The organism is Streptomyces sp. NPDC008137 (genome assembly GCF_042957035.1).
In the GTDB taxonomy this organism is placed as follows: domain Bacteria; phylum Actinomycetota; class Actinomycetes; order Streptomycetales; family Streptomycetaceae; genus Streptomyces.
The window spans coordinates 1-19,405 of sequence record NZ_JBIBHN010000025.1; the positions used below are offsets into that span (position 1 = coordinate 1).

Genomic DNA, 19,405 nt, shown 5'->3' on the forward strand with positions numbered 1-19,405 from the left:
GCCCCCCACCAGGCGGGGGGGGGCCCCGCGGCCTTCCCCGCGGGCCCCGGGCGGCGGTCCGCCCCCCCCCCCCCCGCGGGGGTGGCCGGAACCATATGGTTCCGGCCACCCCGGCGGCACGTTTCTGCGCTGGCCTCTGAGGGCTCAGCTGAGGGCTCAGGCCTCCTCGTGGGAGGCGACCGCGCGGCGCGCGTCCGCGTCCAGGACACCCCAGCTGATCAGCTGCTCGGTGAGGACGGACGGCGACTGGTCGTAGATGACGGCGAGTGTGCGCAGATCGTCCTGGCGGATCGAGAGCACCTTGCCGTTGTAGTCACCGCGCTGCGACTGGATCGTGGCCGCGTAGCGCTGCAGGGGGCCCGCCTTCTCGGCCGGCACCGTGGCCAGCCGCTCCAGGTCCAGGACCAGCTTCGGCGGCGGCTCGGCGGCGCCGCCCGGGGTGGTGCCCGGGAGCAGCTCCTGCACGGGAACGCCGTAGAAGTCCGCCAGCTCGGCGAGGCGCTGCACGGTCACGGCGCGGTCGCCGCGCTCGTACGACCCGACCACGACCGCCTTCCAGCGTCCCTGGGACTTCTCCTCGACACCGTGGAGGGAAAGGCCCTGCTGGGTGCGGATCGCCCGGAGCTTGGCCCCGAGCTGTTTGGCGTATTCGCTGGACATATAGCTCCCCGGCACTGTGTCGACGCGGTCAGCTGTGTTGCCGGACCGCGCGGCTGGTAACTCACTGTGAGGTTACGCAGCGTTACTTGGCCGCGTCAAGCCGAATGGTCCGCACCGACTCTTCCGTGGTATCGGCACTCCGTTAGGCCGAACGGGTGATCCGAGGGGGCCGTCGGGATGATCGAAGGGGCCTGCTACCGTGTATGGCGCAATCCCGACGTCCTTTAAGGTCCGTCCCGTGAGGCGGAGAAGGAGGTCCGTTTCGTATGGACACGCATGACACGCAGTCCGATGCCCGGCCCGTTCTCGAAGGGCCCGACATCGCGCGGGTGCTGACCCGCATCGCCCACGAGATCGTCGAACGCGCCAAGGGCGCCGACGACGTGGTGCTCCTCGGTATCCCGACCCGGGGCGTCTTCCTCGCCCGGCGGCTCGCCGACAAGCTCGAGGAGATCACCGAGCGCAAGGTTCCCTGCGGCTCGCTCGACATCACCATGTACCGCGACGACCTGCGCATGCACCCACCGCGTGCGCTGGCCCGCACCGAGATCCCCGGTGACGGCATCGACGGCAAGCTGGTCGTCCTCGTCGACGACGTGCTCTTCTCCGGCCGCACCATCCGGGCCGCCCTCGACGCGCTGAACGACATCGGGCGCCCGCGCGCGGTGCAGCTCGCCGTCCTCGTCGACCGCGGCCACCGCGAACTGCCCATCCGCGCCGACTACGTCGGCAAGAACCTCCCCACGTCGTTGCGGGAGACGGTCAAGGTCCAGCTCGCCGAGGAGGACGGTCGCGACACCGTGCTGCTCGGTGCCAAGCAGACCTCCCAGTAGCGCTTCAGGCGTACGCCGATGCCGTACGCCGGCTCAGTGCGTCCTCGCGCGCACCCGTCTGCCCGAAATTCTCCTGAACTGCCTTACGGAGCCTGACAGATGCAGCGTCATCTCATCTCGGCCGCCGACCTCACCCGCGACGACGCCGTCCTGATCCTCGACACCGCCGAGGAGATGGCCCGGGTCGCCGACCGGCCGATCAAGAAGCTGCCGACCCTGCGCGGCCGCACGATCGTCAACCTCTTCTTCGAGGACTCCACCCGGACCCGGATCTCCTTCGAGGCCGCCGAGAAGCGGCTGTCCGCGGACGTCATCAACTTCTCCGCCAAGGGCTCCAGCGTCTCCAAGGGCGAGTCCCTGAAAGACACCGCCCAGACCCTGGAGGCCATGGGCGTCGACGCCGTGGTCATCCGGCACGGCGCCTCCGGGGCCCCGTACCGGCTGGCCAACTCCGGCTGGATCGACGCGGCCGTCGTCAACGCGGGCGACGGCACCCACCAGCACCCCACGCAGGCCCTGCTGGACGCCTTCACCATGCGCCGTCGCCTGGTCGGCCCGGACGCCGGGCTCGGCCAGGACCTCGCGGGCCGGCGCATCACCATCGTCGGCGACGTCCTGCACAGCCGGGTCGCCCGCTCCAACGTCGACCTGCTGCACACCCTGGGCGCCGAGGTCACCCTCGTCGCCCCGCCGACCCTGGTGCCCGTCGGCATCGAGACCTGGCCCTGCGAGGTGTCGTACGACCTCGACAGCACGCTGCCCAAGTCCGACGCGGTGATGATGCTGCGCGTCCAGCGCGAGCGCATGAACGCCGCCTTCTTCCCGACCGAGCGCGAGTACTCCCGCCGCTACGGCCTCGACGGCGACCGCATGGCGCGGATGCCCGAGCACGCCATCGTGATGCACCCCGGCCCGATGGTCCGCGGCATGGAGATCACCGCCGAGGTCGCCGACTCCGACCGCTGCACTGTCGTCGAGCAGGTCGCCAACGGAGTGTCCATCCGGATGGCCGTCCTGTACCTGCTGCTCGGTGGCAACGAACCCGCCGTCACCCAGTCCCGTACCGAGGAGAAGTAAGAACCATGAGCAAGATCCTGATCCGCGGTGCGAAGGTGCTGGGCGGCGAGCCGCAGGACGTGCTGATCGACGGCGGAACCATCGCCCAGGTGGGCGGCGGGCTGTCGGCGGAGGGCGCCGAGGTCGTCGAGGCCGACGGCAAGGTGCTGCTGCCGGGCCTGGTCGACCTGCACACCCATCTGCGCGAGCCCGGTCGTGAGGACTCCGAGACCGTCCTCACGGGCACGCGCGCGGCGGCGAGCGGTGGCTACACCACCGTGTTCGCCATGGCCAACACCTTCCCGGTAGCCGACACCGCCGGTGTCGTCGAGCAGGTCTGGCGGCTCGGCAAGGAGCACGGCTACTGCGACGTCCAGCCCATCGGTGCCGTCACCGTCGGCCTGGAGGGCAGGAAGCTCGCCGAACTGGGCGCCATGCACGAGTCGGCCGCCGGTGTCACCGTCTTCTCCGACGACGGCAAGTGCGTCCACGACGCCGTGATCATGCGCCGCGCCCTGGAGTACGTGAAGGCCTTCGGCGGTGTCGTCGCGCAGCACGCGCAGGAGCCGCGGCTCACCGAGGGCGCCGAGATGAACGAGGGGATCGTCTCCGCGGAGCTGGGGCTCGGGGGCTGGCCCGCGGTGGCCGAAGAATCGATCATCGCCCGGGATGTCCTGCTCGCCGACCACGTCGGCTCCCGCGTCCACATCTGCCACCTGTCGACCGCCGGCTCCGTCGAGATCGTCCGCTGGGCCAAGTCCCGCGGCATCGCCGTCACCGCCGAGGTCACCCCGCACCACCTCCTCCTCACGGATGAGCTGGTGCGCACCTACAACCCCGTCTACAAGGTCAACCCGCCGCTGCGCACCGAGCGCGACGTCATGGCCCTGCGCGAGGCGCTCGCCGACGGCACCATCGACATCGTCGCCACCGACCACGCCCCGCACCCGCACGAGGACAAGGACTGCGAGTGGGCCGCGGCCGCCATGGGCATGGTCGGCCTGGAGACCGCGCTGTCAGTGGTGCAGGAAACCATGGTCGACACGGGTCTGCTGGACTGGGCCGGCGTCGCCGACCGGATGTCCGTCAAGCCCGCGCAGATCGGACAGGCCACGGGCCACGGACGTCCCGTCTCGGCAGGTGAGCCCGCCAACCTCACCCTGGTCGACACGGCATACCGTGGGCTGGTGGAACCCGCGGGCTTCGCCTCGCGCAGCCGCAACACCCCCTACGAGGGGCGTGAGCTGCCGGGCCGTGTGACGCACACGTGGCTGCGGGGCAAGGCCACGCTCGTCGACGGGAAGCTCACGTGACACCTGTATTCCTGCTGGCCGCCGAGAAGGAATCGGCGCAAGTGACCGACTGGGCCGCCCGCATCGGCTGGGTCGTCGGCCTCGCCCTGTTCGTCGCGCTCGTCTACTGGCTGATGCGCGAGGGCTGGAAGTGGCGCGGCACCCTCCAGGGCGACCTGCCCGAGCTGCCCACCGCACCGGAGGACCCGGGTGCCGAGAAGCTGCGTATGAGCGGCCGCTACCACGGCTCCACCACGGCCGGTCAGTGGCTCGACCGCATCGTCGCCCAGGGCCTGGGCACCCGCAGCCGTGCCGAGCTCACCCTCACGGACGCCGGCCTCGATGTCGTACGCCCCGGGGCGAGCGACTTCTTCGTCCCGGCCGCGCAGTTGCGTGAGGCCCGGCTCGACAAGGGCATCGCCGGCAAGGTCCTCACCGAGGGCGGTCTGCTGATCGTCACCTGGGCGCACGGCGACCGGCTGATCGACTCCGGCTTCCGCTTCGACCACGCGGCCGAGCACAACGAGTGGGTCGAAGCCATCAACTCCATGATCGAAACGAACACCAGGGAAGGCGCCGAACGATGACCACCTCCACCAGGGGAGCCGCCAAAACTCCCGCCGTACTCGTCCTGGAGGACGGCCGGATCTTTCGCGGCCGTGCTTACGGGGCCGTGGGGGAGACCTTCGGCGAAGCGGTGTTCTCCACCGGCATGACCGGCTACCAGGAGACCCTCACCGACCCCTCGTACCACCGCCAGGTCGTGGTGATGACCGCGCCGCACGTCGGCAACACCGGCGTGAACGACGAGGACCCCGAGTCGAAGAAGATCTGGGTCTCCGGATACGTCGTGCGCGACCCCGCGCGCGTGCCGTCCAACTGGCGCTCCCGGCGCTCGCTGGACGAGGAGCTGGCGAAGCAGGGCGTCGTCGGCATCTCCGGCATCGACACCCGTGCCCTCACGCGTCACCTGCGTGAGCGCGGCGCCATGCGCGTCGGCATCTTCAGCGGGGAGGCGGTGCGGGAGGACGGCGCGCTGCTGGCCCGCGTCCAGGAAGCCCCCCAGATGAAGGGCGCGAACCTCTCCGCCGAGGTCGCCACCACCGAGCCGTACGTCGTCCCCGCGATCGGTGAGAAGAAGTTCACCGTCGCCGCCGTCGACCTCGGCATCAAGGGCATGACCCCGCACCGCATGGCCGAGCGCGGCATAGAGGTGCACGTGCTCCCGGCGACCGCGACCGTCGAGGACGTCTACGCGGTCAACCCGGACGGCGTGTTCTTCTCCAACGGCCCGGGCGACCCGGCCACCGCCGACCACCCCGTCTCCGTGATGCGGGGCGTCCTGGAGCGCGGCACCCCGCTCTTCGGCATCTGCTTCGGCAACCAGATCCTGGGCCGCGCGCTCGGCTTCGGCACCTTCAAGCTGAAGTACGGCCACCGCGGCATCAACCAGCCGGTGCAGGACCGTACGACCGGCAAGGTCGAGGTCACCGCGCACAACCACGGCTTCGCCGTCGACGCCCCGCTCGACCGGGTCTCCGAGACCCCGTTCGGACGCGCCGAGGTGTCGCACGTCTGCCTGAACGACAACGTGGTGGAGGGGCTGCGGCTTCTCGACCGCCCCGCCTTCAGCGTCCAGTACCACCCCGAAGCGGCAGCCGGCCCGCACGACGCCGCCTACCTGTTCGACCGCTTCGTATCTCTGATGGAGGGCCAGCGTGCCTAAGCGCACCGATATCCAGTCCGTCCTGGTCATCGGCTCCGGCCCGATCGTCATCGGCCAGGCCGCCGAGTTCGACTACTCCGGCACCCAGGCGTGCCGTGTCCTGAAGGCCGAGGGCCTGCGGGTCGTCCTGGTGAACTCCAACCCCGCGACGATCATGACCGACCCTGAGATCGCCGACGCCACCTACGTCGAGCCGATCACCCCCGAGTTCGTCGAGAAGATCATCGCCAAGGAGCGTCCCGACGCCCTGCTGCCCACCCTGGGCGGCCAGACGGCCCTCAACACGGCCATCTCGCTGCACGAGGCGGGGACCCTCGAGAAGTACGGCGTCGAGCTCATCGGCGCCAACGTCGAGGCGATCAACAAGGGCGAGGACCGCGACCTCTTCAAGGAGGTCGTCGAGGCCGTCCGCCAGAAGATCGGCCACGGTGAGTCCGCCCGCTCGGTGATCTGCCACTCGATGGAGGACGTCCTCGCCGGCGTCGACACGCTCGGCGGCTACCCGGTCGTCGTCCGCCCGTCCTTCACCATGGGCGGCGCCGGCTCCGGCTTCGCCCACGACGAGGAGGAGCTGCGCCGTATCGCCGGGCAGGGCCTCACCCTCTCGCCGACCACCGAGGTGCTCCTGGAGGAGTCCATCCTCGGCTGGAAGGAGTACGAGCTGGAGCTGATGCGCGACAAGCACGACAACGTCGTGGTCGTCTGCTCCATCGAGAACTTCGACCCCATGGGCGTGCACACCGGAGACTCGATCACCGTCGCGCCCGCGATGACGCTGACCGACCGCGAGTACCAGACCCTGCGCGACATCGGCATCGCCGTGATCCGCGAGGTCGGCGTCGACACCGGCGGCTGCAACATCCAGTTCGCGGTGAACCCCGAGGACGGTCGCGTGATCGTCATCGAGATGAACCCGCGCGTGTCGCGTTCCTCGGCGCTCGCCTCCAAGGCCACCGGCTTCCCGATCGCCAAGATCGCCGCCAAGCTGGCCGTCGGCTACACGCTGGACGAGATCCCCAACGACATCACGCAGGAGACCCCGGCCTCCTTCGAGCCGACGCTCGACTACGTGGTCGTGAAGGCCCCGCGCTTCGCCTTCGAGAAGTTCCCGCAGGCCGACTCCACCCTCACGACCACCATGAAGTCGGTCGGCGAGGCCATGGCCATCGGCCGCAACTTCACCGAGGCCTTCCAGAAGGCCCTGCGCTCGCTGGAGAAGAAGGGCAGCCAGTTCACCTTCGTCGGCGAGCCCGGCGACAAGGCTCTCCTCCTGGAAGAGGCCGTCCGCCCCACCGACGGCCGCATCAACACCGTCATGCAGGCCATCCGCGCGGGCGCCACCCCCGAGGAGGTCTTCGACTACACGAAGATCGACCCGTGGTTCGTCGACCAGCTCTTCCTCATCAAGGAGATCGCGGACGAGCTGGCCGAGGCGCCCGAGCTGACCGCCGGCCTGCTCGCCGAGGCCAAGCGGCACGGCTTCTCCGACACGCAGGTCGGCGAGATCCGCGGTCTGCGCGAGGACGTCGTCCGCGAGGTCCGGCACGCGCTGGGCATCCGCCCGGTCTACAAGACGGTCGACACCTGCGCCGCCGAGTTCGCCGCGAAGACGCCGTACTTCTACTCCTCCTACGACGAGGAGAGCGAGGTCGCGCCCCGCGAGAAGCCGGCCGTCATCATCCTGGGCTCCGGCCCGAACCGCATCGGCCAGGGCATCGAGTTCGACTACTCCTGCGTCCACGCCTCCTTCGCCCTGAGCGACGCGGGCTACGAGACCGTGATGGTCAACTGCAACCCGGAGACCGTCTCCACGGACTACGACACCTCCGACCGCCTGTACTTCGAGCCGCTGACGCTGGAAGACGTGCTGGAGATCGTGCACGCCGAGCAGCAGGCCGGACCGGTCGCGGGCGTGGTCGTCCAGCTCGGCGGCCAGACCCCCCTGGGCCTGTCGCAGGCGCTGAAGGACAACGGTGTGCCCATCGTCGGCACCTCCCCGGAGGCCATCCACGCCGCCGAGGACCGGGGCGCCTTCGGCCGGGTCCTTCAGGAGGCCGGCCTCCCGGCCCCCAAGCACGGCACCGCCACCACCTTCACCGAGGCCAAGTCCATCGCCGACGAGATCGGCTACCCGGTGCTCGTCCGCCCGTCCTACGTCCTCGGTGGGCGCGGCATGGAGATCGTCTACGACGAGACGCGCCTGGAGGCGTACATCGCCGAGTCGACCGAGATCAGCCCCTCGCGGCCGGTCCTGGTCGACCGGTTCCTCGACGACGCGATCGAGATCGACGTCGACGCGCTCTACGACGGCCAGGAGCTGTACCTCGGCGGCGTCATGGAGCACATCGAGGAGGCCGGCATCCACTCCGGCGACTCGGCGTGCGCCCTGCCCCCGATCACGCTCGGCGGCTTCGACGTCAAGCGCCTGCGGGCCTCCACGGAGGGCATCGCGAAGGGCGTCGGGGTGCGCGGCCTGATCAACATCCAGTTCGCGCTCGCGGGGGACATCCTCTACGTCCTGGAGGCCAACCCGCGCGCCTCCCGGACCGTCCCCTTCACCTCGAAGGCGACGGCGGTGCCGCTGGCCAAGGCCGCCGCCCGGATCTCCCTGGGCGCCACCATCGCCGAGCTGCGCGCCGAGGGCCTGCTCCCGGCCACCGGCGACGGCGGTGAGCTGCCGCTGGACGCGCCGATCTCCGTCAAGGAGGCCGTCATGCCGTGGTCGCGATTCCGCGACATCCACGGCCGCGGAGTCGACACGGTCCTCGGCCCGGAGATGCGCTCCACGGGTGAGGTCATGGGCATCGACTCCGTCTTCGGCACGGCGTACGCCAAGTCGCAGGCCGGCGCCTACGGCCCGCTGCCCACCAAGGGCCGTGCCTTCATCTCGGTCGCCAACCGCGACAAGCGCTCGATGATCTTCCCGGCGCGCGAGCTGGTCGCCCACGGCTTCGAGCTGATGGCCACGTCCGGCACGGCCGAGGTGCTCAAGCGCAACGGCATCAACGCCACGATCGTGCGCAAGCAGTCCGAGGGCACCGGCCCGAACGGCGAGAAGACCATCGTCCAGCTCATCCACGACGGCGAGGTCGACCTCATCGTCAACACCCCGTACGGCACGGGCGGCCGCCTCGACGGCTACGACATCCGTACGGCGGCCGTGGCACGGTCCGTGCCCTGCCTGACGACGGTCCAGGCGCTCGCGGCCGCGGTCCAGGGCATCGACGCCCTCAACCGCGGCGATGTGAGCGTCCGGTCGCTCCAGGAACACGCGGAACATCTGACCGCGGCCCGCGACTAGCAGCCCCGAGGGGGACACCGGAAACGGTGTCCCCCTCTTCGTGAGGACGCCACGTCTTCGTGAGGACATCATGTACAAGATCTTCTTCAGTCTCGTGTTCAAGCGGCTGGACCCGGAGCAGGCACACCACCTCGCCTTCCGCTGGATCCGCCTGGCCGCCCGCGTGCCCGTGCTGCGCACCTTCCTCGCGGCCGCCCTCGCGCCCCGGCACAGGGAGCTGCGCACGGAGGCCTTCGGGCTGCGCATGCACGGCCCCTTCGGGCTCGCCGCGGGCTTCGACAAGAACGCCGTGGGCATCGACGGCATGGCCATGCTCGGCTTCGACCACGTCGAGATCGGCACGGTCACCGGCGAGCCGCAGCCCGGCAATCCCAAGCAGCGGCTGTTCCGCCTGGTCAAGGACCGGGCGCTGATCAACCGCATGGGCTTCAACAATGACGGCTCGCTGCGCGTCGCCGCCCGCCTGGCCTCCCGCACGCCGGTCTTCAGGACGGTCGTCGGCGTCAACATCGGCAAGACCAAGGTCGTACCCGAGGAGGAGGCCGTCGCGGACTACGTGAAGTCCGCCGAGCGGCTGGCTCCCTACGCCGACTACCTCGTGGTCAACGTCTCCTCCCCGAACACGCCCGGTCTGCGCGATCTGCAGGCCACGGAGGCGCTGCGCCCCCTGCTGAGCGCGGTCCGCGAGGCCGCCGACGGCGCGGTTTCCGCGCGGCGTGTCCCGCTGCTGGTCAAGATCGCGCCGGACCTCGCCGACGAGGACATCGACGCGGTCGCCGACCTCGCCGTGGAACTGGGCCTGGACGGCATCATCGCCACCAACACCACCATCGCGCGCGACGGACTCGGCCTGAAGTCCGACCCCGCCCTGGTCAAGGAGACCGGCGGCCTGTCCGGGGCACCCCTGAAGGAACGCTCCCTGGAGGTCCTGCGCCGCCTCTACGCGCGCGTGGGCGACCGGATCACCCTGGTGGGCGTGGGCGGCGTCGAGAACGCCGAGGACGCCTGGCAGCGCATCCTGGCCGGTGCCACGCTGGTCCAGGGCTACAGCGCCTTCATCTACGAGGGGCCCTTCTGGGGCCGCGCGATCCACAAGGGGCTCGCCGCACGCCTGGCCACGAGCCCGTACGCCACGCTCGCCGACGCGGTGGGCGCCGACGTGAGGAAGACGGCATGAGTCCTCTCGAACCCTTCGGTGCGCGACTGCGCCGTGCCATGGACGAGCGCGGCCCGCTCTGCGTCGGCATCGACCCGCACGCCTCCCTGCTCGCCGAGTGGGGCCTGAACGACGACGTGGCGGGCCTGGAGCGGTTCAGCCGCACGGTCGTCGAGGCCCTGGCCGGCCGGGTGGCCGTGCTCAAACCGCAGAGCGCGTTCTTCGAGCGGTTCGGCTCGCGCGGACTGGCCGTTCTGGAGACGTCGGTGGCCGAGGCGCGGGCGGCGGGCGCCCTGGTCGTCATGGACGCCAAGCGCGGCGACATCGGCTCGACCATGGCCGCGTACGCCGAGTCGTTCCTGCACAAGGACGCGCCGCTGTTCTCCGACGCGCTGACCGTCTCGCCCTACCTCGGCTACGGCTCGCTCAGCCCGGCCGTCGCACTGGCCCGGGAGAGCGGCGCCGGGCTGTTCGTGCTGGCGCTGACCTCCAACCCGGAGGGCGGCGAGGTCCAGCACGCCGTACGCTCCGACGGCCGGAACATCGGAGCGACGATGCTCGCGCACCTGTCCGCCGAGAACGCGGGGGAGGAGCCCCTGGGGTCCTTCGGCGCGGTCGTCGGCGCCACCCTCGGTGACCTGTCGTCGTACGACCTGGACATCAACGGCCCGCTTCTCGCGCCCGGCATCGGCGCCCAGGGGGCCACGCCGGCCGATCTTCCGGCGGTCTTCGGGACGGCGGTGCGCAATGTCGTGCCGAACGTCAGCCGGGGAGTGCTACGCCACGGTCCCGACGCGGTCGCGCTGCGTGACACAGCGGAACGCTTCGCGGAGGAGATCCGTCACGCTGTGACCTCCTCCTGACCACTTCCTGACCTTCTTGTGAGTCCTCCGATGAGTGGCCGGGGGCGGGCTTGAGTCTGAATACATCCTCAAATCCGGGGCAGTATGTCCTAAATGTCTGTTCAGATGAAGGCTGACCAGGACTTTTCCGCTGTTCTCGCTGACTCTGGCGGACTTGCCCGCTAGTCTCCGACGAGAGTCCACAGGCAAGCGTGTTGCTCGTGGCTCCCCAGGTGTGGGGCGACTAGGTTCCTCACCGGTCCGTATCCGACAGTTCGACATCCGAGGTGACGTAGGCGTGGCTCTTCCGCCCCTTACCCCTGAACAGCGCGCAGCCGCGCTCGAAAAGGCCGCCGCGGCTCGCCGGGAGCGGGCCGAGGTCAAGAATCGACTCAAGCACTCCGGCGCCTCCCTCCACGAGGTCATCAAGCAGGGCCAGGAGAACGACGTCATCGGCAAGATGAAGGTCTCCGCTCTCCTTGAGTCCCTGCCGGGCGTGGGCAAGGTCCGCGCCAAGCAGATCATGGAGCGACTCGGCATCTCCGAGAGCCGTCGTGTGCGCGGCCTCGGGTCCAACCAGATCGCCTCCTTGGAGCGCGAGTTCGGCAGCACCGGCAGCTGAGTCCGGACCACTCCGGTTCAACTGGAATAATCGCTGCATGACTGAACGTCCGCGGCTGACCGTGCTCTCCGGCCCCTCGGGGGTCGGCAAGAGCACGGTCGTCGCTCATATGCGCAAGGAACACCCCGAGGTCTGGCTCTCGGTGTCGGCGACGACCCGCAAGCCCCGCCCCGGCGAGAAGCACGGTGTCCACTACTTCTTCGTCACCGACGACGAGATGGACAAGCTGATCGCCAACGGCGAACTGCTGGAGTGGGCCGAGTTCGCCGGCAACCGCTACGGCACGCCGCGTGCGGCCGTGCAGGAGCGTCTGGAGAAGGGCGAGCCCGTCCTCCTCGAGATCGACCTCCAGGGCGCCCGGCTGGTCCGGGAGTCGATGCCCGAGGCCCAGCTGGTGTTCCTGGCTCCTCCCTCCTGGGAGGAGCTGGTGCGCAGACTCACCGGGCGGGGCACCGAACCGCCCGAGGTGATCGAGCGCCGGCTCGACGCGGCGAAGATCGAACTCGCGGCCGAGCCGGAGTTCGACACCACCCTGGTCAACACCTCTGTCGAGGACGTGGCGCGCGAGCTGCTAGCCTTGATGGACGTGGTGTGACCATCGCTGACCCTCACGGTCAGCCGATCACCCCGACAGCATCTTTCCCATCCATCGGAAGGTAGAGCGTGTCCTCTTCCATCTCCGCGCCCGAGGGCATCATCAACCCGCCGATCGACGAGCTCCTCGAGGCCACGGACTCGAAGTACAGCCTCGTGATCTACGCGGCCAAGCGGGCCCGCCAGATCAACGCGTACTACTCGCAGCTCGGCGAGGGCCTCCTCGAGTACGTCGGTCCCCTCGTCGACACCCATGTCCACGAGAAGCCGCTCTCGATCGCCCTCCGCGAGATCAACGCGGGGCTGCTCACGTCCGAGGCCATCGAGGGCCCGGCGCAGTAAGTAGTATTTCCAGCTTGACGCTGACTTTTCCACAGGCCCGGCAGGTCGACTGCCGGGCCTGTGGTGTGTCATGGAGTCGTACGTTGTGCCGGTTGCCGAGGTCCGGGGAGAAGCGTGGACAAGCCGAAGGTCGTTCTGGGGGTCAGTGGCGGCATTGCCGCGTACAAGGCCTGTGAGCTGCTGCGGCGGCTGACGGAGTCGGGCCATGACGTGCGCGTGGTGCCCACCGCCTCCGCGCTGCACTTCGTCGGCGCCGCCACCTGGTCCGCGCTCTCCGGGCACCCGGTCTCCACCGAGGTGTGGGACGACGTCCACGAGGTCCCGCACGTCCGCATCGGACAGCACGCCGACCTGGTGGTCGTCGCCCCGGCCACCGCAGACATGCTCGCCAAGGCCGCCCACGGCCTCGCCGACGACCTGCTCACCAACACCCTGCTCACCGCCCGCTGCCCGGTCGTCTTCGCCCCCGCCATGCACACGGAGATGTGGGAGCACCCGGCCACCCAGGAGAACGTGGCGACGCTGCGCCGCCGTGGCGCCGTCGTCGTCGAACCGGCCGTGGGCCGTCTCACCGGCGTCGACACCGGCAAGGGCCGGCTGCCCGACCCGGGTGAGATCTTCGAGGTGTGCCGCCGGGTGCTGTCCCGGGGCGTGAGCGAGCCGGACCTCACGGGCCGGCATGTCGTGGTCAGCGCGGGCGGCACCCGCGAGCCCCTGGACCCGGTGCGGTTCCTGGGCAACCGCTCCTCCGGCAAGCAGGGCTACGCCCTCGCCCGCACCGCGGCCGCCCGCGGCGCCCGCGTCACACTGATCGCGGCCAACAGCACCCTGCCGGACCCGGCCGGGGTGGACGTCGTCCCCGTGGGCACCGCCGCGCACCTGCGCGAGGAGGTGCTGAGAGCCGTCGCCGACGCCGACGCCGTGGTCATGGCGGCGGCGGTGGCGGACTTCCGTCCGGTGACGTACGCGGCCGGGAAGATCAAGAAGAAGGACGACCAGGAGCCGGAGCCGATCGCCCTGGCGCGGAATCCGGACATCCTCGCGGAGATCTCCGCCGACCGGATCCGCCCCGGACAGGTGATCGTCGGCTTCGCGGCCGAGACGGACGACGTGCTCGCCAACGGCCGCGCCAAACTGAAGCGCAAGGGCTGCGATCTGCTGGTGGTGAACGAGGTCGGGGAGCGCAAGACCTTCGGTTCCGAGGAGAACGAAGCCGTCGTGCTCGGCGCCGACGGCAGCGAGACCGCGGTGCCGTACGGACCCAAGGAAGCGCTGGCCGAAACCGTGTGGGACCTGGTGGCCGGGCGTCTCGGCTGATGTTTCAGTCGCCCTGCGCCCCGGTGAAACCCGGCCGATCGGGGCGTGGCGCCTCTGGCCAACGTCGCTCGCGATTGGGCAGAATGCCCGTGCCGCAGGTCACAGCACTTCCGAGTGGCGAGACAGGGGGGCCGTGGCCGAAGCGTGACCCGTAAACTGTTCCACGGACGGCGCGAGGTGCAGCCCTCGCCGTCCGCCAATGATCAGACAGCAGCCGCTGCAACCCCAGGGAGCGTTGTGTCCCGTCGCCTGTTCACCTCGGAGTCCGTGACCGAGGGTCACCCTGACAAGATCGCTGACCAGATCAGCGACACCATCCTCGACGCGTTGCTCCGCGAGGACCCGACGTCTCGGGTCGCCGTCGAGACTCTGATCACGACCGGCCTGGTGCACGTGGCCGGAGAGGTCACGACCAAGACGTACGCGGACATCGCGACGCTGGTCCGGAACAAGATCCTCGAAATCGGTTACGACTCCTCGAAGAAGGGCTTCGACGGCGCCTCCTGCGGCGTCTCGGTGTCCATCGGCGCACAGTCCCCGGACATCGCCCAGGGTGTCGACACGGCGTACGAGTCCCGTGTCGAGGGCGATGAGGACGAGCTCGACAAGCAGGGCGCGGGCGACCAGGGCCTGATGTTCGGCTACGCGACGGACGAGACGCCGACGCTGATGCCGCTGCCGATCTTCCTGGCCCACCGTCTGTCCAAGCGCCTGTCCGAGGTGCGCAAGAACGGCACCATCCCTTACCTGCGCCCGGACGGAAAGACCCAGGTCACCATCGAGTACGACGGTGACAAGGCGGTCCGCCTGGACACCGTCGTGGTCTCCTCCCAGCACGCCTCCGACATCGACCTGGACTCGCTGCTGGCTCCGGACATCAAGGAGTTCGTGGTCGAGCCGGAGCTGAAGGCGCTGCTCGACGAGGGCATCAAGCTCGACACGGAGAACTACCGTCTCCTGGTCAACCCCACCGGCCGCTTCGAGATCGGCGGCCCGATGGGCGACGCCGGCCTGACCGGCCGCAAGATCATCATCGACACCTACGGTGGCATGGCCCGCCACGGCGGCGGTGCCTTCTCCGGCAAGGACCCGTCCAAGGTCGACCGCTCCGCCGCGTACGCGATGCGCTGGGTCGCCAAGAACGTCGTCGCCGCGGGCCTCGCCACCCGCTGTGAGGTCCAGGTGGCGTACGCGATCGGCAAGGCTGAGCCGGTGGGCCTGTTCGTCGAGACCTTCGGCACGGCCAAGATCGACACGGACAAGATCGAGAAGGCGATCGACGAGGTCTTCGACCTCCGTCCGGCCGCCATCATCCGCGACCTCGACCTGCTCCGCCCGATCTACGCCCAGACCGCGGCGTACGGCCACTTCGGCCGCGAGCTTCCCGAGTTCACATGGGAGCAGGCGGACCGCGTGGACGCGCTGCGCAAGGCGGCGGGTCTGTAGGTCCGGCGCCGCTACGGCACCGAGTGAGGCCCGGCACCCTTCGGGGGGCCGGGCTTCGTCGTGCGCCCGGGGGCCTTGCCGGGGCCGTCGGTTGTCAGTGGTGTTTGGTAAGAATGCAAGCGTGAGCAGCGAGAACGGACAGGCCGACGGCGGCGTCGAGGGTGCGCCGCCCGAGCAGCTCGCGCTCATCCGGGAGAGCGTGCGGAAGGCCAGGACGCCCCGGGCCAAGCCGCGGACCTGGCGGGGAGCCGCGCTCGCCAAGGAGCTGCCCGTCGCGCGCGTCCTCGTCGACAAGGGCGTGCTCCATCTCGACCGGTACTTCGACTACGCGGTGCCCGAGGAGTTGGACGCCGAGGCCCAGCCGGGCGTGCGGGTGCGGGTGCGGTTCGGGGCCGGACGGCACCGGGTGCGGGACGGGCGGCGTGAGGGCGGCGGGCTGATCGACGGGTTCCTCGTCGAGCGACTGGCCGAGTCCGAGTACTCCGGGCCGCTGGCCGCCCTCGCCCAGGTCGTGTCGCCCGAGCGGGTGCTGAGCGAGGAACTGCTGGGGCTGGCCCGGGCGGTCGCGGACCGGTACGCGGGCAGCCTCGCGGATGTCCTGCAACTCGCCGTTCCACCGCGTAACGCGCGCGCCGAGCAGCGCGCCTCGCCCGCCCCCCTGCCGCCGCCCCCGGCCCCTGAGGCGGGATCCTGGCAGCGGTACGAACGGGGAGCGGCCTTCGTGGAGTCCCTGGCGTCCGGCGGCGCTCCTCGGGCCGTGTGGAACGCGCTGCCGGGGCCGCAGTGGAGCGAGGAACTGGCCCGCGCCGTCGCGGCGACACTGGCCTCCGGACGCGGGGCGCTCGTCGTCCTGCCCGACGGACGGGCCGTCGCGCGAGCGGACGCCGCACTGACCTCCCTGCTCGGGGAAGGACGGCACGCGGTGCTCACGGCCGACGCGGGCCCTGAGAAGCGGTACGCGCAGTGGCTCGCGGTGCGGCGCGGTTCCGTACGGGCCGTGATCGGGACGCGGGCCGCGATGTTCGCGCCGGTCCAGGACCTCGGGCTGGTGGCCCTCTGGGACGACGGGGACGACAGCCACAGCGAGCAGCACGCCCCGCAGCCCCACGCGCGGGAGGTGCTCCTGCTGCGGGCGGCGCAGGACAAGTGCGGCTTCCTGCTGGGCAGCTGGGGCTGCACCGTGGAGGCCGCGCAGCTCGTCGAGAGCGGGTGGGCCCGGCCGCTCGTCGCCGGACGGGAGCAGGTGCGGGGGGCCGCTCCGCTCGTACGGACCGTGGGGGACGGGGACCTGGCGCGGGACGAGGCCGCCCGGGCCGCCCGGCTGCCGACCCTCGCCTGGCAGGCCGTCAGGGAAGGTCTGCGGCACGGCCCGGTGCTGGTGCAGGTGCCCCGGCGGGGATATGTGCCACGCATGGCGTGCGCCAACTGCCGGGCGCCCGCGCGGTGCGGGCACTGCTCCGGGCCGCTGGAGACACGGGACGGCGGTGCCCTGTGCTGCGGCTGGTGCGGCCGCGAGGAGAGCGGCTGGCACTGCCCGGAGTGCGGTGCCTTCCGGCTGCGTGCCTCGGTGGTGGGAGCGCGGCGGACCGCCGAGGAACTGGGGCGCGCCTTCCCGGCGGTCCCGGTGCGGACCTCGGGGCGTGAACACGTGCTCGACACGGTCCCGGGGGCGCCCGCGCTGGTGGTGAGCACGCCGGGGGCCGAGCCGGTCGCCGAGGGCGGGTACGCGGCGGCGCTGCTGCTGGACGGGTGGGCCATGCTCGGGCGGCCCGATCTGCGGGCCGGGGAGGACGCGTTGCGGCGGTGGATCGCGGCCGGGGCACTCGTCCGGCCGCAGTCGGCCGGCGGCACGGTGGTGGTCGTCGCCGAGCCGACACTGCGGCCCGTCCAGGCGCTCGTACGGTGGGATCCCGTCGGTCACGCGGTGCGGGAACTCGCCGAACGGGCCGAGCTGGGGTTTCCGCCTGTGTCGCGGATGGCGGCCGTGTCGGGGCCGGCGGAGGCGGTGGCCGAGTTTCTCCGTACGACGGAACTGCCGCCGGAGGCCGAGGTGCTGGGCCCGGTGCCGTTGCCCGTCCCCGCCGCGGGGCGACCGCGGCGCGCGGGGGCGCCGCCGCCAGGGGAGCAGTGGGAGCGCGCGTTGCTGCGGGTGCCGCCGGGGAAGGGGGCCGCGCTGGCCGCCGCGCTCAAGGCCGCGCAGGCCGCGCGGATGGCCCGGGGGAGTGCGAGCGGGGCCGGGGTCTGGGTGCGGATCGATCCGGCTGACATCGGGTGAGCAGTCGGAGGAGGCCCGACGGAGCGTCGCCCGGATACGCGACTGCCCTCCCGAAGGCGTCCCGGGAGGGCAGGGCAAGGGCGGTTCAGCCGTTGCGCGGGCCGGGGAACGCCGTCGGCCGTGCCTCGTCGCGGAGTGCGGGACTGCCCGCCGTCGGCTGCGTGGGCATGGAGCGGGCCGCGGGAACCGTCGGGACCGTGGGCAGGCCGGTGGGCATACCGACCGCGCGACTGCCCGTCGGCTCCGGGGTGCGCTCCGGCTCGGCCGCGGCCGACTGGGCCGTGGCCGCGGCACGGCGTGCGCCGTAACGGCGGTGCACCGCCTGCTTGGTGACTCCGAGCGCGGAGCCCACCGCGTCCCACGAGAAGCCGAGTGAGCGGTCGAAGTCCACGGCCGCGGTGACCAGGGTCTCGACACTGTCCCGCAGCTCCTGCGCGAGACGTACCGTCGGGGCGGGGGCGCGTCCGTAGACGACGAACCCCGTGGAAGGGCCGGAGCGGCGCGGGCGGTAGACATTGCCCAGCTGGGCGGTGAGGGTGCGCAGTGCGTCCACCTGCCGGCGGACCCGCTCGATGTCCCGCACCAGCAAGTGCAGGCTGGCCCGAGCCTGGGCGTCGTGGGTTGCGTGGTCGGCCATGAACAAGCCTCTCGAACCGGCGTTGAAAGGAATGGGCCGTGATCACGGCCCGGTGTGGTCAACTCTGTCTTGACCAACGCGGATTCGCTCCGCGGGTCACGGTGTGGGGGCGTAGGGGCATATGCGTGCGCCTGTTTGCGCGGGGTGTGCGCCTCGGCCTTCGGCCTTCGGTTTGTGTCTCCCACCCGCGCACCGCCCGCAACAGCCGAACAAGAGGCTGAGCTCTCCCGTGGGGGCCGGGCGCCGTCGGCGGCTTTCCGTGCGGGGCTCATAGACTTGGGCGTTGCCCGTTGTCGATCCCCGCCCCCGAGAGGCCCCCACCACCCCATGAAGCTCGTCTTCGCCGGTACACCCGAGGTCGCCGTTCCCGCTCTGGACGCTCTTCTCGCCTCCGGGCGGCACGAGGTGGCCGCTGTCGTCACGCGGCCAGACGCGCCGGCCGGGCGCGGGCGCAGGCTGGTCGCGTCGCCCGTCGCCGAGCGGGCGGAGGAGGCCGGCATCGAGGTGCTGAAGCCCGCCAAGCCGAAGGACCCCGAGTTCCTGGGACGGCTGCGGGAGATCGCGCCGGACTGCTGCCCCGTCGTCGCGTACGGGGCACTGCTGCCCCGTGTCGCCCTCGACGTGCCCGCGCACGGCTGGGTCAATCTGCACTTCTCCCTGCTGCCGGCCTGGCGCGGGGCCGCGCCCGTGCAGCACGCCATCATGGCCGGCGACGAGATCACCGGGGCCTCCACGTTCCTGATCGAGGAGGGGCTCGACTCGGGGCCGGTGTACGGGACGGTGACCGAGGAGATCCGGGCCACCGACACCAGCGGGGACCTGCTGACGCGGCTCGCCTTCGCCGGTGCCGGGCTGCTCGCGGCGACCATGGACGGGATCGAGGACGGCACGCTGAAGGCCGTACCGCAGCCGGCCGACGGCATCAGCCAGGCCCCGAAGGTCAACGTCGAGGACGCCCACCTCGACTGGGCCGCTCCCGCGCTGCGCGTCGACCGGATGGTGCGGGGCTGCACCCCGGCACCCGGTGCCTGGACCACGTTCCGCGGAGAGCGGCTCAAGCTCATCCAGGTAGCGCCCGTGCCCGACCGGACGGATCTCGCTCCCGGGCAGATCTCCGCGGGGAAGAACAACGTGTACGTCGGCACCGGTTCGTACGGTGTCGAGCTGTTGTGGGTGCAGGCGCAGGGCAAGAAGCCGATGAGGGCGGCGGACTGGGCACGGGGTGTGCGGATCAGTGAAGGGGAGCGGCTCGGGGGCTGATGCCCCACTCCGGCGGCGTAGGCTGGACGGCGCACTTCTTCTCACA

Annotated in this window: 17 protein-coding genes; 15 read left to right on the forward strand and 2 right to left on the reverse strand. The window is 70.9% G+C overall.

The genetic code is table 11. The annotated features are described in order from the left end of the window. Positions 1–156: 156 nt before the first annotated feature. Positions 157–660, reverse strand: coding sequence for a transcriptional regulator BldD (gene bldD / locus ACFZBT_RS30125; RefSeq protein ID WP_018570201.1), 504 nt, complete (start codon positions 658–660; stop codon positions 157–159). Between the two features lie 266 nt (positions 661–926). On the opposite strand from bldD, the gene pyrR reads away from it, so the two are divergent. From pyrR to ACFZBT_RS30195, 14 genes are all read left to right on the forward strand, one after another. Next, positions 927–1,493: a bifunctional pyr operon transcriptional regulator/uracil phosphoribosyltransferase PyrR gene (gene pyrR, locus ACFZBT_RS30130; protein WP_391110025.1), complete on the forward strand. Its 567-nt coding sequence runs from the start codon at positions 927–929 to the stop codon at positions 1,491–1,493. Positions 1,494–1,592: 99 nt separating this feature from the next. Continuing rightward, positions 1,593–2,570: an aspartate carbamoyltransferase catalytic subunit gene (locus tag ACFZBT_RS30135; protein WP_391110027.1), complete on the forward strand. Its 978-nt coding sequence runs from the start codon at positions 1,593–1,595 to the stop codon at positions 2,568–2,570. Between the two features lie 5 nt (positions 2,571–2,575). Beyond that, a complete protein-coding gene (locus ACFZBT_RS30140) occupies positions 2,576–3,862 on the forward strand; it encodes a dihydroorotase (RefSeq protein ID WP_391110030.1) in 1,287 nt (428 codons plus the stop codon). Next, positions 3,859–4,428 carry a hypothetical protein gene (locus ACFZBT_RS30145; RefSeq protein WP_391110032.1) on the forward strand — a complete coding sequence of 190 codons (570 nt, stop codon included), beginning with the start codon at positions 3,859–3,861 and terminating at the stop codon, positions 4,426–4,428. The genes ACFZBT_RS30140 and ACFZBT_RS30145 overlap by 4 nt, the downstream gene beginning before the upstream one ends. Then, positions 4,425–5,567, forward strand: coding sequence for a glutamine-hydrolyzing carbamoyl-phosphate synthase small subunit (gene carA / locus ACFZBT_RS30150; RefSeq protein WP_391110034.1), 1,143 nt, complete (start codon positions 4,425–4,427; stop codon positions 5,565–5,567). Before ACFZBT_RS30145 ends, carA begins: the two co-directional genes overlap by 4 nt. After that, the gene (gene carB, locus ACFZBT_RS30155; RefSeq protein ID WP_391110037.1) at positions 5,560–8,868 is read left to right on the forward strand and encodes a carbamoyl-phosphate synthase large subunit; all 3,309 of its coding nucleotides are present in this window, start codon (positions 5,560–5,562) and stop codon (positions 8,866–8,868) included. The genes carA and carB overlap by 8 nt, the downstream gene beginning before the upstream one ends. 70 nt (positions 8,869–8,938) lie before the next feature. Continuing rightward, positions 8,939–10,045 (forward strand): quinone-dependent dihydroorotate dehydrogenase, encoded by a 1,107-nt coding sequence (locus tag ACFZBT_RS30160; protein WP_391110039.1) that lies wholly within the window; start codon positions 8,939–8,941, stop codon positions 10,043–10,045. After that, complete coding sequence (gene pyrF, locus ACFZBT_RS30165; RefSeq protein WP_391110042.1) at positions 10,042–10,887, forward strand: orotidine-5'-phosphate decarboxylase; 846 nt, start codon at positions 10,042–10,044, stop codon at positions 10,885–10,887. The genes ACFZBT_RS30160 and pyrF overlap by 4 nt, the downstream gene beginning before the upstream one ends. A 277-nt stretch (positions 10,888–11,164) precedes the next feature. Continuing rightward, positions 11,165–11,488, forward strand: coding sequence for an integration host factor (locus ACFZBT_RS30170; protein ID WP_003977346.1), 324 nt, complete (start codon positions 11,165–11,167; stop codon positions 11,486–11,488). Between the two features lie 37 nt (positions 11,489–11,525). Next, complete coding sequence (gene gmk, locus ACFZBT_RS30175; RefSeq protein ID WP_391110045.1) at positions 11,526–12,083, forward strand: guanylate kinase; 558 nt, start codon at positions 11,526–11,528, stop codon at positions 12,081–12,083. A 68-nt stretch (positions 12,084–12,151) separates the two neighbouring features. Next, entirely contained in the window at positions 12,152–12,424 is a 273-nt protein-coding gene (rpoZ, locus tag ACFZBT_RS30180; RefSeq protein ID WP_003977348.1) for a DNA-directed RNA polymerase subunit omega, read from the forward strand. 114 nt (positions 12,425–12,538) lie between these two features. Further along, a complete protein-coding gene (coaBC, locus tag ACFZBT_RS30185) occupies positions 12,539–13,741 on the forward strand; it encodes a bifunctional phosphopantothenoylcysteine decarboxylase/phosphopantothenate--cysteine ligase CoaBC (protein WP_391110049.1) in 1,203 nt (400 codons plus the stop codon). 237 nt (positions 13,742–13,978) lie between these two features. After that, positions 13,979–15,187 (forward strand): methionine adenosyltransferase, encoded by a 1,209-nt coding sequence (metK, locus tag ACFZBT_RS30190; protein WP_391110051.1) that lies wholly within the window; start codon positions 13,979–13,981, stop codon positions 15,185–15,187. Between the two features lie 121 nt (positions 15,188–15,308). Continuing rightward, a complete protein-coding gene (locus ACFZBT_RS30195; protein ID WP_391110054.1) occupies positions 15,309–17,462 on the forward strand; it encodes a primosomal protein N' in 2,154 nt (717 codons plus the stop codon). An 85-nt stretch (positions 17,463–17,547) separates the two neighbouring features. Here the strand turns inward: ACFZBT_RS30195 and ACFZBT_RS30200 are convergent, their stop codons facing one another. Then, positions 17,548–18,099: a hypothetical protein gene (locus ACFZBT_RS30200; protein ID WP_391110057.1), complete on the reverse strand. Its 552-nt coding sequence runs from the start codon at positions 18,097–18,099 to the stop codon at positions 17,548–17,550. A gap of 327 nt (positions 18,100–18,426) precedes the next feature. Between ACFZBT_RS30200 and fmt the strand changes: the two genes are divergently transcribed. Continuing rightward, the gene (gene fmt, locus ACFZBT_RS30205; protein WP_391110059.1) at positions 18,427–19,359 is read left to right on the forward strand and encodes a methionyl-tRNA formyltransferase; all 933 of its coding nucleotides are present in this window, start codon (positions 18,427–18,429) and stop codon (positions 19,357–19,359) included. The last annotated feature ends 46 nt before the right edge of the window (positions 19,360–19,405 follow it).